Origin of the sequence: Paenibacillus hunanensis (assembly GCF_014645615.1) — a bacterium.
GTDB lineage: Bacteria > Bacillota > Bacilli > Paenibacillales > Paenibacillaceae > Saccharibacillus > Saccharibacillus hunanensis.
Genome location: NZ_BMMB01000001.1, coordinates 574,656 through 587,922, shown reverse-complemented (window position 1 = coordinate 587,922; position 13,267 = coordinate 574,656). Strand labels below are relative to the sequence as shown.

At 46.3% G+C, this 13,267-nt stretch carries 14 protein-coding genes; 7 read left to right on the top strand and 7 right to left on the bottom strand.

The features are described 5' to 3' along the window. Positions 1–875: 875 nt before the first annotated feature. A complete protein-coding gene (locus IEX62_RS02495; protein ID WP_188773814.1) occupies positions 876–1,403 on the top strand; it encodes a phosphatase PAP2 family protein in 528 nt (175 codons plus the stop codon). 114 nt (positions 1,404–1,517) lie between these two features. Next, entirely contained in the window at positions 1,518–2,648 is a 1,131-nt protein-coding gene (locus IEX62_RS02490) for an MGDG synthase family glycosyltransferase (protein ID WP_407673691.1), read from the top strand. A gap of 70 nt (positions 2,649–2,718) precedes the next feature. Here the strand turns inward: IEX62_RS02490 and trmB are convergent, their stop codons facing one another. After that, positions 2,719–3,426 carry a tRNA (guanosine(46)-N7)-methyltransferase TrmB gene (gene trmB, locus IEX62_RS02485; RefSeq protein ID WP_188773812.1) on the bottom strand — a complete coding sequence of 236 codons (708 nt, stop codon included), beginning with the start codon at positions 3,424–3,426 and terminating at the stop codon, positions 2,719–2,721. Between the two features lie 451 nt (positions 3,427–3,877). On the opposite strand from trmB, the gene mnmL reads away from it, so the two are divergent. The 4 genes from mnmL (at position 3,878) to IEX62_RS02465 (ending at position 7,043) form a co-directional block, all read left to right on the top strand. Next, a complete protein-coding gene (gene mnmL / locus IEX62_RS02480) occupies positions 3,878–4,828 on the top strand; it encodes a tRNA modification radical SAM protein MnmL/YtqA (protein WP_188773811.1) in 951 nt (316 codons plus the stop codon). A 1-nt stretch (position 4,829) separates the two neighbouring features. Continuing rightward, positions 4,830–5,435, top strand: a complete 606-nt coding sequence (gene mnmM, locus IEX62_RS02475) for a tRNA 5-(aminomethyl)-2-thiouridylate-methyltransferase MnmM (protein ID WP_188773810.1) — start codon at positions 4,830–4,832, stop codon at positions 5,433–5,435. A gap of 140 nt (positions 5,436–5,575) precedes the next feature. Then, positions 5,576–5,965, top strand: a complete 390-nt coding sequence (locus tag IEX62_RS02470) for a VOC family protein (RefSeq protein ID WP_188773809.1) — start codon at positions 5,576–5,578, stop codon at positions 5,963–5,965. Between the two features lie 109 nt (positions 5,966–6,074). Beyond that, positions 6,075–7,043: a type I phosphomannose isomerase catalytic subunit gene (locus tag IEX62_RS02465; protein WP_188773808.1), complete on the top strand. Its 969-nt coding sequence runs from the start codon at positions 6,075–6,077 to the stop codon at positions 7,041–7,043. Between the two features lie 223 nt (positions 7,044–7,266). Here IEX62_RS02465 and IEX62_RS02460 read toward each other — a convergent pair whose 3' ends face one another. Both IEX62_RS02460 and IEX62_RS02455 read right to left on the bottom strand, forming a co-directional pair. Next, on the bottom strand, positions 7,267–8,019 hold the full coding sequence (locus IEX62_RS02460) for an esterase family protein (RefSeq protein ID WP_188773807.1): 753 nt from the start codon (positions 8,017–8,019) through the stop codon (positions 7,267–7,269). A gap of 181 nt (positions 8,020–8,200) precedes the next feature. Further along, complete coding sequence (locus IEX62_RS02455; protein WP_188773806.1) at positions 8,201–9,370, bottom strand: ATP-grasp domain-containing protein; 1,170 nt, start codon at positions 9,368–9,370, stop codon at positions 8,201–8,203. A gap of 333 nt (positions 9,371–9,703) precedes the next feature. Here IEX62_RS02455 and IEX62_RS02450 point away from each other — a divergent pair, with 333 nt between their 5' ends. Continuing rightward, complete coding sequence (locus IEX62_RS02450) at positions 9,704–10,669, top strand: alpha/beta fold hydrolase (protein ID WP_188773805.1); 966 nt, start codon at positions 9,704–9,706, stop codon at positions 10,667–10,669. Between the two features lie 169 nt (positions 10,670–10,838). On the opposite strand, the gene IEX62_RS02445 is transcribed toward IEX62_RS02450, so the two are convergent. From IEX62_RS02445 to IEX62_RS02430, 4 genes are all read right to left on the bottom strand, one after another. Beyond that, positions 10,839–11,474, bottom strand: a complete 636-nt coding sequence (locus tag IEX62_RS02445; protein ID WP_188773804.1) for a LysE family translocator — start codon at positions 11,472–11,474, stop codon at positions 10,839–10,841. After that, positions 11,461–11,958 (bottom strand): GNAT family N-acetyltransferase, encoded by a 498-nt coding sequence (locus IEX62_RS02440; protein ID WP_188773803.1) that lies wholly within the window; start codon positions 11,956–11,958, stop codon positions 11,461–11,463. The genes IEX62_RS02445 and IEX62_RS02440 overlap by 14 nt, the downstream gene beginning before the upstream one ends. A gap of 100 nt (positions 11,959–12,058) precedes the next feature. After that, complete coding sequence (locus tag IEX62_RS02435; RefSeq protein WP_188773802.1) at positions 12,059–12,346, bottom strand: antibiotic biosynthesis monooxygenase family protein; 288 nt, start codon at positions 12,344–12,346, stop codon at positions 12,059–12,061. A gap of 173 nt (positions 12,347–12,519) precedes the next feature. Continuing rightward, a complete protein-coding gene (locus IEX62_RS02430; protein WP_188773801.1) occupies positions 12,520–13,257 on the bottom strand; it encodes a Bax inhibitor-1/YccA family protein in 738 nt (245 codons plus the stop codon). Positions 13,258–13,267: the final 10 nt, after the last annotated feature.

The window sequence follows — 13,267 nt, the reverse complement described above, 5'->3', positions numbered from 1 at the left end:
GGTAAACCCTCTTAAAAACAAATGAATAACGATAAAGCATTCTTTTTTCACTTGAGTCAATGTGTCAGATAGCAGTATGCTTAATTAGACTGCCGTTTCATTTTCATATTTCAGTTGTGTTACAGCGTGTGCGTGTTTCATTATGAAGGATGAATGTTCCTTCCGCAAATTTTGCAAATTCCTGAAATGATCATACATATTGATGCGGACATTAAGATTTTGCACACTTTTGAATCTTTTGTCAAAGCGGTATTTTTCATTCTTTCGTGAAAACTCTGTAATATAGACGTAATATATTACAGGAATGTTGCAGAATATAATTGAATATCTGTTTCTCGCCATTTATCGCTGTTTTGCTCGGTTTCTAAATCTTTAGTCTCATATTTACATCATTTTTTTGGTTCGATTGTTGTGTATTTGGGAATCAACTGTATGTTATGTGTGTGTAGGAAGGAAAATGAAGACGGGTAACTAGCGGCTGTCATTTCCGCTTAGCTTGTCTGCCATTCCTATAAACGTTTTAATTTCGGTTGAATCAATCTAATTGGTGAACATGAAGCAGGCATTTGCTATTTGGCTACCTTCGTTGCTCCACACCTCCCTTATGCGGTAATCTATTCAGACTGCTGCTTTTTACAATGAACGTGACACAGACTAGAAGAGCACTTCTGCATAAAGATGAATGACTGTTCCGGTTAAAGGGTAAGTTTAGAATAAGAAAGCGGTATATCGCTCATTCCATTTCAAAATGAATCTGCTTAACAGAAGGATAGAGGTAATTTAACCGCTACTTAACGTTATAATGCTTGAAATGGTTAAAGAATAAAAATATGATTAATTTAAGCCAAATACGGCAATATATACGGGGGTCTCTCATGCGTCAGTTTCTTATCCGCTTACAAACTATGGAGCAATATATTTTTAGATGGTTCAACACCCGGCTTCATAATTCATTTCTGAACTTCTTCTTCTACTACCTAACGAATTTGGGCGGAGCCACCTTCACGATTATTGCAACACTGGCGATCTGGCTACTGGCACCACAGCCATGGAGTCTGGCGGGTCTACAAGCAGCGATTGCGCTCGCAATTAGCCACATCCCTGTCGCTATCGCGAAAAAGCTGTATCCACGTATACGTCCATATCTGGCGATTCCAGAAACGATTACTTTTCGCAATCCGCTGACTGACCATTCATTTCCATCAGGTCATACGACAGCGATCTTCTCGGTTACGGTTCCGTTTATGTTAGCGAACACCGCGACCATTCCATGGCTGCTACCTATCGCATTACTGGTAGCTATATCCAGAATGTATCTTGGACTGCATTATCCTTCTGATGTTCTGGTTGGTATGCTGATCGGTTCAGGTGTTGCATTCGGTACATTTGCATTATGGCCTTAAAGGGGTTATTGTAACATTACAGTAATATGTTACAGGTATATTACAGACACTAGACGACATGACTTGCTATGATCAATAATGTAGAGAATACCTTTCAGAAAAGGTGAAATGAACGTGACAAAATACAGAGTGCTGCTTCTGTCGGAAGGTTTTGGTTCAGGTCATACACAGGCTGCGTATGCGCTATCGAGCAGCTTACGTAAAATCTCGCCAAATATCCAGACACGTGTGCTGGAGCTTGGCAGTTTCCTTAATCCCAAAGTAGCGCCGCTCATTATCACCGCTTATAAAAAAACGGTTATATCGCAGCCCAAATTGATACAGATGATGTACAAAAGCCAGTATAAGAAGTCGATCAATCGTCTGGCGACACTGGCGCTTCATCGTATCTTTTATACCCATACACATAACGTTATTCGTCAACTCCGACCGGATGTGATTGTATGTACGCATCCGATTCCAGGTGCCGTTATCGCCCGATTAAAGCGCCTTGGATTACGTGTTCCTCTATGTATGGTCATTACGGATTACGATGCACATGGAACATGGGTCATTCCAGAAGTGAACCGCTATCTCGTCTCGACGAATGGTGTTCGCTCCAAATTACAGCTTCGCGGGATTGATAGCTCGCGCATTCATGTGACTGGCATTCCTGTTCACCCTAACTTCTGGGAACACCCGAGTAAAGCGGAGATTCGTAGCCGCTTTGGACTCAAGGATATGCCTACCGTGCTTGTGATGGGTGGCGGCTGGGGCATGGCAGATGAATCGATCAGCAGCCAGTTAACCGGCTATGCGGATGATGTACAGTTTCTGTTCTGCTTTGGCAGTAATGAAAAAGCATATGAGCGTGCAAGACAGGATAGGCGTTTCAATCATGAACATATTCATTTGATTCGCTACACAAAAGAAATCGACAAGCTGATGGAGGTTGCCGATCTGCTTGTGACCAAGCCAGGGGGCATGACCTGTACGGAAGGTCTCGCCAAAGCGATACCGATGTTATTTTACAATCCGCTACCTGGTCAGGAAGAACATAATTCGCAATATTTTACCGAGCAAGGCTGGGGTGAGCCGATCACATCACCCGGTATCGTGCATCAGTGGATGAATCTGCTAATTCATGATTATGAGGCGGTTGTGACGCAGCGCCAGCTCAAGCTAGAACAAATCGACCGTTATAATCCAACCGAATGCGCTCGTAGCATTATGGATATGGTAGAACAAAGCAAGGTCTTAACCTGAATCGGTTAAGACCTTGCTTTGTTTATTGTTATTTACTTTGCAGAGCTATGGACTCTGTATGCGAATGAGCTTAGTACTGATCCAGTCGAACCTTGTTATATTCGGCGAGCGCGTCCTTACCTACGATGACCTCGCAGCGATGAATGCGCATCCCCTTACCCATAAACTTCGCTTCGTACTCGGTCATCACATGATCTTCATTGATGCCATCACGATGCAGATTCAGGCTCAGATTCGTCATTTGCAAGCCATAATCTGCAAATGAGTTCAACGAGAATTCGAACAGCGTCTCTGAGTCCGTTTTGAAATGAATCTGACCGCGATCATTCAGCAAACGGCAATATTTTTCAAGAAAACGTGGATGTGTCAAACGACGACGTCCATGCTTCTTTTTCGGCCATGGATCACTAAAATTCAAATATACACGCTCAATCTCGCCTGGCTCAAAAATATCTTCGATATTCTCGATATTCGCCAGTGCCATTTGAATGCTTGTTGGTGTTCCCATACCTGCTTCTTCCCATGCAATGCGCGTCTTCTCCGCCGAACGGCGAACCAGCTCATCATACATGTCAAAGCCAATATAGTTTACTTTCGGGTTACGTACGCTCATCTGACTAACGAAGCGTCCTTTCCCCATTCCGAATTCCACATGGATCGGATAATCATTGTTAAAACGCTCACGCCATTTACCTTTATACATTTCAGGACTCAATACGACCAGATCCTGCTGCTGCTCCAGATCCTCGCGAATCCCTTTTCTTCCTCTTAAACGCATCTTCTTCCTCCGATTTTCAAATAAGTTCGTGCTTCCGGTGTTATTCCCTTCCGGTTGCAGGCTCACCCGGTAATATGCTCTATCGCTTGTCTCGTACGGAATTATTTTGACGAAGAAACCGTGAAATGTAAAGACTAAAAAGGAAAAAAGGACCCTCAGCACCCGAAAATGAATGCGGAAAATCCTTTTTTCTATATTTGGAATTGGGGTCCAACGATATTTAGGCAATCATAGTCTATCGATTTTTGCGTATAAATGCAAATTAGAATCTTATACATAAACCATGAAGCCGCCGTTTTTAGTCAGCACTATATATGTACCCCGCCAGTAACCTATTGAATCAGCGATGGATATCATTTTCAATGGTTGTGCATTTTTGTTACAATCCTCTATATGCAACGATAGTGATCATTTACTTAAACACTCAAATTTTTAACTCAAAGGAGTTCTTATGGAAGCGATACATCAACAGCCCCTATTATGGAGTGATAAACGGTTTCACACCTGGAATACAGAGATGAAAGAGCAATTTGGTGGCAAGGTATTCAAGGTTATGCTGGATGCTGGCTTCACCTGTCCGAACCGTGATGGCAAAATTGCCACTGGCGGCTGTACATTTTGCAGTGCACGCGGATCAGGCGATTTCGCTGGCTGGCGACGGGATGATCTGGTTACGCAATTTGAGACGATTCGTGATCGGCAGCACCGTAAATGGCCACAGGCGCAGTATATCGGTTATTTTCAAGCCTATACGAATACGTACGCTCCGGTTGAGGAGCTGCGTGAGTGCTATGAGCTGATCTTGAAGCAGCCCGGCGTAGTCGGTCTATCGATCGCAACTCGCCCGGATTGTCTGCCTGATGATGTGGTGGATTATCTGGCTGAACTAAACGAGCGCACCTATCTATGGGTGGAAATGGGACTGCAAACGATTCACGAATCCACCTCGACGCTCATCAATCGCGCACATGATACGCAGTGCTACGAAGAAGCAGTTGCCAAGCTGCGTGCACGCGGTATTCGAGTATGTACGCATATTATTTACGGTTTGCCGCAGGAAACGCATGAGATGATGCTGGAAACCGGGCGTGCGGTTGCTAACATGGATGTACAGGGCATTAAGATTCACCTGCTGCATCTGATGCGTAAAACGCCGATGGTGAAGCAATATGAAGCGGGTCTGCTACGTTTCTTAGAGCAGGATGAATATATCGGTCTGATCGCCGATACGCTGGAGATGCTACCACCGGAAATGATCGTCCACCGACTCACTGGTGATGCGCCGCGTCATCTACTGATTGGACCGATGTGGAGCTTGAATAAATGGGAAGTGTTAACCGGGATTGATGCGGAGCTGACGCGCCGGGATAGCTGGCAGGGCAAATACTGGAGGGGCAAGTAAGATGGGATTTATGTCCGTATTAAGCTTTGCCCATAAGCTTGCGGCGGAGCGTCTGGAATCTGTATCAGGCGCTTCGGCTATTGATGCGACGGCAGGCACAGGAGCAGATACACTGATGCTTGCCCGTGCCGCAGGGCCTAAAGGGCATATTTATAGCTTCGATATCCAGCAGGCAGCACTCGATCATACGATGGAGCGCTTGAGTCGACATGGGGATGAGTCGCTTGCTACAGTAACACCCGTGTTAGCTAGCCATGATCGTATGAAGGAACATATTCCTACGAAGCTGCACGGTCAGCTACAAGCGATTATGTTCAATCTAGGCTATTTGCCTACAGGTGACCATTCAATTATTACTACACCCCATTCTACCTTGCCTGCACTGGACATCGCGCTGGAGCTACTATCTCCCCGTGGTATTTTAACGATTGTGCTATATCCAGGGCATCCTGGCGGCGCTGAGGAAGCAGAACTTGTCCAGCAGTGGGCTGCTGCTCTGCCTGTATGGCAGGCACAGTGTATCATCTATCGGCAGCTGCAACGTGCGGATGCTCCATATTTGATCGCGATCGAACGCAAAAAAGGACAAATTTCGGCTCAGACTTAATGGAATACGCTGGCAGGTAGCGACTTAGTTAGGGACTTCGGCACGGATGCAATTTGCTGGAACTGCGCTTATAATTTAAATGCTGCACGCCTGGCTGTAGCATGATTGGCATTTATTATCGTAAAAGGAGTGCAACCATTATGGCAGTACGCAAAATCGAGCATGTCGGTATTATGGTTTCATCGATTGAACAATCGATCGCATTTTATGAGCAGGTTGTCGGTTTGCAGCATCTGGAGACCATTGGTCATATTGATGCCCAGATTCGCCTTGCCTTCCTTGCTTTTCCGGGACATTCGGACACAGAGATTGAGCTCGTTCAAGGCTATTCCGATCAGCTTCCACAGGAAGGTCGAGTGCATCATGTGGCGTTTTCCGTCGATGATGTAGAGGAAGAATTTGCGCGTATTCGTGGTTTAGAACCAAATGGTCTGGATGCAGAGATTACGACGCTGCCCAATGGAAGCCGTTATTTCTTTTTCGATGGGCCAGACGGAGAGCGCCTGGAATTCTTCCAATCGACACGCTAAGATGGATGCAGGCATTCACCATAAGATCAGAGCATAAGCTTCTGATGGATAGGACCGCTATACATACTGCGGTACACCAATACGTATATGTATGTGAGGAGAGAATATCATGACAAAGCCATACCCTCTACAATTTCAACCTGAATTTAAAGAGCGCGTCTGGGGTGGACGTGCATTGGAGCAATTCGGCTGGGACATTCCAGAAGGTGTCATCGGCGAAGGCTGGATGATCGCTGACCACCCGAATGGGACGACCGCTGTAATCGGTGGTGAGCTGGACGGCATGGGGCTGGATCAGCTACGTGAGAAATTCGGACGTGACTGGTTCGGCACAAAAGGGGTATCCGAGACCAATGGACGCTTCCCTCTGTTGATCAAGCTACTGGATTGCAATGATGATCTGTCGGTACAGGTACATCCGACGGATTCCTATTCCGGTCTGCCTCAGGGCGAGCTTGGTAAAACAGAAATGTGGTACGTGCTGGACGCGAAGCCCGGTGCGAAGATCATCTATGGTCTGAAGGAAGGCGTGACACGCGAAACGCTGGCGGCAGCCATTCATGAGAACCGCATTATGGACGAGCTGCAAGAAGTGCCTGTACAAGCTGGTGATACATTCTATATTCCAGCAGGAACGGTACATGCTCTCTGTGCAGGTGTACTGGTCGCCGAAATTCAGCAAAACTCCGATACGACCTATCGTCTGTATGATTATGATCGTCTGGGACTGGATGGTAAGCCGCGTGAGCTGCATATCGAGGATTCGCTGAATGTGATCGCCTATGAAGGCGCTGGCGCAACAACGATGAAGACTGACGGACTGGCAGCTGGTGAATGGCTGGAGCTGGCTCGTTCGCCTTATTTTGTTGTGGAAAAGGGCATTGTTCAGCAGGCATGGAAATTGTCTACCACACCGGACAGCTTTACGATTCTGGTCGTTGCAGATGGGGAAGGCACTCTCTCGTGGGATGGAGATAGCACGCCGCTTAAAGGTGGTCAGTGCTTCTTGCTGCCTGCTAATCTTGGGGGCTATACGCTGGATGGGAATTGTACGGTGATTCGTTCGTATTTGCCTTAGTTAGTTGGATGAATGATCTGGATATGTACACTACTGGATGTTGGATGCATCATATGATTAGTGTATATTCGCAGATTCTTCGCCCTTCAGAGGTGCAGCAGATAAATAATTGTCGTTCGTACGACAGCTTAAAAATAGCCTGCATGATGTGCTAAGCACATCATGCAGGCTATTCTTTCACTTATTTTATGAATGGCAAGTTGTAATCATGTTGCTTTTACATTTACAGCAGTCCGCTCATATAATAGCGAATCTGCTTGCGCCACCAGTGCCATTCGTGGTCGACATCGTGACCCCAGAATTCGATTTGAGCTGGGATGTGCTTTTCCTGTAGTACTTGCTGCAAGCGTCCGGTTTCGTAGCGCATTTCGTCCTCCCATGCGCCCTGTCCGCAGCAAATGACGATTCGGCTACGTCGGTATTGCTCGACTATCAATTCGTCGTGCAAGTTCGGAAGATAATCGAGCGGTGAGTTATAATATACGGCGCCATCGCGATAATCGCCGAAAAAGTGTTGCACGGAATAGACGCCACTTAGTGCAAGTAAGGTATCAAAATAGTGTGGGTGGCGGAAGAAGAAATTGCTGCTATAATAAGCGCCCATGGAGCAGCCGCTGATTAGAATTTTTTGCTCATGACCGCCATTGTTGTGCTGACTCTCATACAAAATGCTTGGAATCAGCTCATGGACGATATACGCATTATATTGCTCATGTCGATTGATCCGGTTCTCGATGTTCCAGTGTGAGGAGAAGAAGGTTTCCTCATCGATGCTATCGCATGTCCAGACTTGCAATTTACCAGCATGAATCCAATCGGCTAGCTCGTCGATCATACCTGAATCCTCATACTGGTAAAATCGCCCCAGCGATGTGGGAAAGACGAGCATAGGCTTGCCACGATCCCCGTAAATTTTGTATTCCATGTCACGGCCAAGTGCCGGACTGTATTCTTTGCGGTATTGTACACTTACCATATTCGCGCCTTCCGCCCTTCTGCTTGTCTATAGGTGACCCCTGTTGACCTAACCACGTAGACATTCAATCGTAGCGAGCATCTCGCCTGATCTACGGATCGCCACTCCATTTGTATAGCATGCTTCATTTACTGCATAAGCTTAGTGCTCTATTCAATACCTTTATTGCGTAACGCTCTACTCAATAACGCTCCGCCTGAATGTAATCAGCCATCTCGCGTACACGCTCTAATGTATCTGCTCGGAACTGATAGGCACGATTGCCACTGGCACGACTGAAGATCACCTCAATCTCTCCGTAGCGTACAATGCCTTCTCCAAATTGCTGTACGATATCCTCATGCGTATGCGCATATGTTTTCCAATCCTTGCGGCTTGCATAGCCAGTGTAGTAATGCCCGGCTGGTGGTTCGCCTTTGCCACCGTGCACAACCATCTGCGCCCACAGCGAGTAGACATCCACATCGTACGCATAATTAATCGCATCCGTCATCCATGCTCCTGGTGGACGCATATTAACTTCCAGCGCGATCAATCTGCCATCCTTATTGGACTTGAACAGCTCAATATGGAAGAACCGCTCCTTAATATCAAATGCCTGCAAAATACTGCGTCCTGCCTGCTCCACCTCAGGATCAACATCCTTCAAGCAAAAATAACGCAAATGATCATCATCACTAACCACCTTCATAATGCTCTGCTCAAAGCGGTGGCTCGCCTGAAAACGAATGATTCCATCACGATCAATCAATCCGTCATAGGTCAAAATAATACCATCGACGAATTCCTCCATAATAAATTCGGTATCCTCAGGACGTGTATGTAAAAAGTAGTCCAGCTCCTCCTGATCGCTCAGCTTGTACGTCATGCTTGCACCTGAGCCAAGATCAGGCTTCACGACCACTGGAAAGCCATTTTGCTGGATAAATGCAGCTGCACTTTCCTGATCTGGATTTTTGAGAAAACGAACGGTATCTACGCCGCTCTTCTGAAAAAAGTCTTTCATTTTTGATTTTTGCTTGAGATTATCTACAAAATCGGCTTTTGTGCCCTCGATGTTAAAATCCGTTCGCATCTGAGCATCGCTTTCCAGCCAGTATTCATTCATCGATTCAAAGCGATCCATCTTGCCATACTTATGGGTAAAAAATCCAACCGCACGTAAAATATCATCCTGCTGTTCCATGCTGTCAATACGGTAATATTCCGTCAGCGCCGCCTGCAAACGAGGCTCCAGACTGGTGTACTCTGCATCACCAATGCCAAGCACAGTCGCGCCCTCTTGATGTAGCCGAATGGCAAACTCACTACTACTACTAGGAAAATGTGGAGAGAAAAAGACAAATTTCATGACCATACCGCCTCCATCACAAGATTAAAACTAATTTAGCAGTCTATGGAACGTTCGTCAATTTGAATTATAAATAACGACATCATCCAGCATACTTCGCTATTCAAACCGTAGCATAAACCTGTAGCTATGAAATAAATCTCCCTTTAAAAATGGAAGAATACTGTAAATCTATCGCTGAATTTGGGTTAATAACCCTATAATGTTGGCATTTTATTACGCTCAAAACTGGTATTTTATAGTAAGCTAATGGATAGAGAAGTATCGGAATATTGTCATATGCATTCTCCATATACGTACACATAGGATACCGATAGAAAGGACGATCGATTCATGCAACAACGTACATTTCGAATGATAGACCCTCAGGGCGTTGCGGTTCATGTATATGAGTGGCTACCTGATCATATGCAGAGCAAGCCCGGACTGCGTGGGGTTATACAATTGTCGCATGGCATGTCGGAAACCGCAGCACGGTACGCCCGTCTTGCGGCTGCACTTACTGAACAGGGCTATGCAGTATATGCGAATGATCATCGTGGGCACGGGCAGACAGCAGCATCTTTACAGGAGCTAGGCGATCCGGGTGAGGATGGCTTTTACTGGATGGGACAGAATCTATCCCAGCTATCTCAATTGATTCGGCAGGAGCATCCGGGGTTGCCTTTATTTTTGCTCGGGCACAGTATGGGCTCGTTTGTCGTACAACAGCTAATGTACCGTCATCCTGAGGAGTATGATGGTTTTATTTTATCGGGTTCAAATGGCCCTCGCGGATTATTGTCGACTGGCGCACGTATTGCGGAGCTGGAGCATCGGCTACGTGGACCGCTGTATCGCAGCCCGTTACTGCATGCGCTTGTATTTGGCCCGTACAATCGCGGCTTGCCACGTCCGCGTGCTACTCGATTCGACTGGCTTTCCCGCGATCCGGGGGAGGTCGCTCAATATGTGAATGATCCTTACTGCGCGAAGCCGGTGAGCGTACGCTTTTATGTGCATTTCTTCCGCTTGCTCATGGAAATTCATCGCCCAGAGTATATGCAGCGGATTCCGAAGCAGAAGCCAATCTATCTGTTCAGCGGTGATCGCGATCCGGTAGGCTTATATGGCAAAGGTGTGCAGCGATTGTATGAGCAGTATCGTAAGCTGGACATTTCGGATGTTGAATTGAAGCTATATCCAGGTGCACGACATGAAACGTTGAACGATATTAACCGTGACGAGGTTACAGCTGATCTGCTGCACTGGCTGGAACGCCACTGCGCTGTAGCATCAGCTGCTACGTATGCTCGCTAAACCCAAAAGCCCTGTACGCTCCATAATGGATGCATACAGGGCTTTTCTTTTTATATACAGCGCTTTTCCGTTCCTATCAAGAACGATCGACAGATCATAACATTCAATTCCAAACGATTCTTCTGCCTGTGGATATTAATGCTGCTACATCTTATCCTATATCCGGCTATTACGGCATGGTGCGTGTAGTACGTAGCAGATTCAGCCCTAGCAGTACGAAGACACTGCCTGTAATACGGTTCATATAACGAGAAACTCTGCTCGATTGAAGTCGATGCGCCAGCTTGCTAGAGAAGAAGACGAGCAACAGACACCAGCATAGACCGGTCACACTAAAGGTGAATCCAAGCAGCAAGAATGGCAACGCGCCCATACTTTGCGTCGGATCAACAAATTGTGGAATAAAGGCAAGGAAGAATAGCGCTACCTTCGGATTCAGTACATTCGTTAGCATTCCTTGAAAAAATACCTTGCGCAATGACTGGCCAGAAGTCTGCTGAAGCCCTGTTCCCGCTTCGTGCCGGGTCATCAGCGAACGAATACCGAGCCAGATCAGATAACCTGCACCAATCCATTTCACCAGATTAAAAGCAAATGCTGACTGCATCAGAATCAACGATAAGCCTAAGCCTGCCAGCAAGGTGTGCACGCATGAGCCTGCAATGATCCCATAGACTGACATCAAGCCTGCCTGTTTCCCCTGAAACACACTTCGACTTAAAATATAGATCGTATCACTGCCCGGTGTAATATTCAGCAAAATGCTAGATAGTATAAACAACCAGTAATGCTCAATTCCCCACATGCTGAACATCATCCCCTATCGGTTGAAGTGGCATTTTCTCATAGCAACGACTCTGCTCCTCACCAATATACTCGCCAAACAGCTCAATCGGCACGTATCCATTCCGCTCATAAAATGCCATCGCTTCCTGCTGCTTGATTCCAGTTTCCAGACGGATTCCCATAAAGCCCTGCTCTACTGCCGCAGACTCCAGCGCTTGCAGCAATCGACTGGCAATGCCCTGCCGACGATACGTACCACGAACGAAAAACCGTTTTAGCTCTGTATACTGCTCATCTAGCTTACGAATCGCGCCACAGCCAGCGGGCTGGTCATCCACATAAGCGACCATAAAGGTATTGTTCTCCACATCGGGATGATCCAGATCCATACCATGAATCAGCTCTGGCGGATAACGTAGCAGTAAATCCTCATCCAGCTCTGCAATTAGCTGTCGTAGATCAGCATGCTGGGCAGTACGCTGTTGAATAGTAATTATACTCATGGTTTTCTCTCCTCTACTAATCCTGTACTGGGTATAGCCTCATTTGTTTATTCTATGTAGATGAGTGGTTGAACTGGTGCTAGCTAGTGAACGTAGAGTATCACACGAGCTCATAATGATGAACGACCGGGAACGGATCATAATAATGATGAAGTAGCTTTTTCCACTGCTGATATTCGGCTGAGCCACGGAAGCCCTCCGTATGATCCTCCAGTGTCTCCCAACGTACTAATAAAATGTACTGGCTTTCCACCTCCATACAGCGTTGTAGCTCGTGCGAGATATAACCCTTCATGCCTGCGATAATCTGCTGAGCCTGCTGGAAGCTTGCTTCAAATGCTTCACTCTGTCCTGGAATTACATTCAATATCGCGACTTCAAGTATCATCCGTGAACCCTCCTCCAAATAAATATAAAAAATACTATAACGCAACTTCTGCCACACAGCTAGCCTTTTATCCATTTCTGTCTTGTTGCCTTATCGCTATGATTGCATAAGGGCAATATAGAAAAATAAAAATGCCGCCCTTCGCCATAAGCGAACAGACGGCATGCTATGAATTAGTTACGGCTAGAAGCCAGCTTGGTCAGCAGACGCAGAATTTCGAAATACATCCAGATGATCGTTATCATCAGACCAAATGCACCATACCATTCCATATATTTCGGACGACCTTCGTTAGCGTACTGCTCGATATTGCTAAAATCGATCAGCAGATTAGAAGTCGCAATCACGATAACAAAAGCGCTAATCGCGATGCCAACCCAGCCCGTATCGTGAATATACGGCACGCTCATACCGAAAAAGCTCAATACCAAATTGACCAGATACGTTAAAGCAATTGCGAGTGTAGCAATACTAATCGCAGCTACCAGCCCCGGCGTTACACGAATAATACGTGTCGCATACAGGAATAGTGTGATCAGAAATAGCGATAATGTGATCAGAATCGCGTTCATCACAACACCGGGATACAGATATTCGCCCATCGCGGATACAGCGCCATACAATAGACCATTTACAATGACATACAGCGGTGCGGTAAACGGCGAGATACGCGGAAAAAATATAGTAGGCAATGCGATGACTAACGAGCCGATCAAGCCTACCTTCAAAAATCCACTCACATCCTCACCGTTGACAAACAAATACCAGGTGTATGCAGCCGAGGCTACAAGTAAAATCGTTAAAATCAGCGCTTTACCCGCGGCTCCAGCCAACGTCATCGATTGTCCGTAATCGTGATCAGGGGAGCGCTCAAATCGGTTGCCGTAGATTACCGGGTTGCGTAGTGCCATAGGGATCATC

Bases quoted from the DNA above. Each gene is read 5' to 3' on its own strand.
- IEX62_RS02495 (WP_188773814.1), top strand. From the start codon at position 876: ATGCGTCAGTTTCTTATCCGCTTACAAACTATGGAGCAATATATTTTT.
- trmB (WP_188773812.1), bottom strand. From the start codon at position 3,426: ATGCGTTTAAGAGGAAGAAAAGGGATTCGCGAGGATCTGGAGCAGCAG.
- mnmL (WP_188773811.1), top strand. From the start codon at position 3,878: ATGGAAGCGATACATCAACAGCCCCTATTATGGAGTGATAAACGGTTT.
- mnmM (WP_188773810.1), top strand. From the start codon at position 4,830: ATGGGATTTATGTCCGTATTAAGCTTTGCCCATAAGCTTGCGGCGGAG.
- IEX62_RS02470 (WP_188773809.1), top strand. From the start codon at position 5,576: ATGGCAGTACGCAAAATCGAGCATGTCGGTATTATGGTTTCATCGATT.
- IEX62_RS02465 (WP_188773808.1), top strand. From the start codon at position 6,075: ATGACAAAGCCATACCCTCTACAATTTCAACCTGAATTTAAAGAGCGC.
- IEX62_RS02460 (WP_188773807.1), bottom strand. From the start codon at position 8,019: ATGGTAAGTGTACAATACCGCAAAGAATACAGTCCGGCACTTGGCCGT.
- IEX62_RS02455 (WP_188773806.1), bottom strand. From the start codon at position 9,370: ATGAAATTTGTCTTTTTCTCTCCACATTTTCCTAGTAGTAGTAGTGAG.
- IEX62_RS02450 (WP_188773805.1), top strand. From the start codon at position 9,704: ATGCAACAACGTACATTTCGAATGATAGACCCTCAGGGCGTTGCGGTT.
- IEX62_RS02445 (WP_188773804.1), bottom strand. From the start codon at position 11,474: ATGTGGGGAATTGAGCATTACTGGTTGTTTATACTATCTAGCATTTTG.
- IEX62_RS02440 (WP_188773803.1), bottom strand. From the start codon at position 11,958: ATGAGTATAATTACTATTCAACAGCGTACTGCCCAGCATGCTGATCTA.
- IEX62_RS02435 (WP_188773802.1), bottom strand. From the start codon at position 12,346: ATGATACTTGAAGTCGCGATATTGAATGTAATTCCAGGACAGAGTGAA.
- IEX62_RS02430 (WP_188773801.1), bottom strand. From the start codon at position 13,257: ATGGCACTACGCAACCCGGTAATCTACGGCAACCGATTTGAGCGCTCC.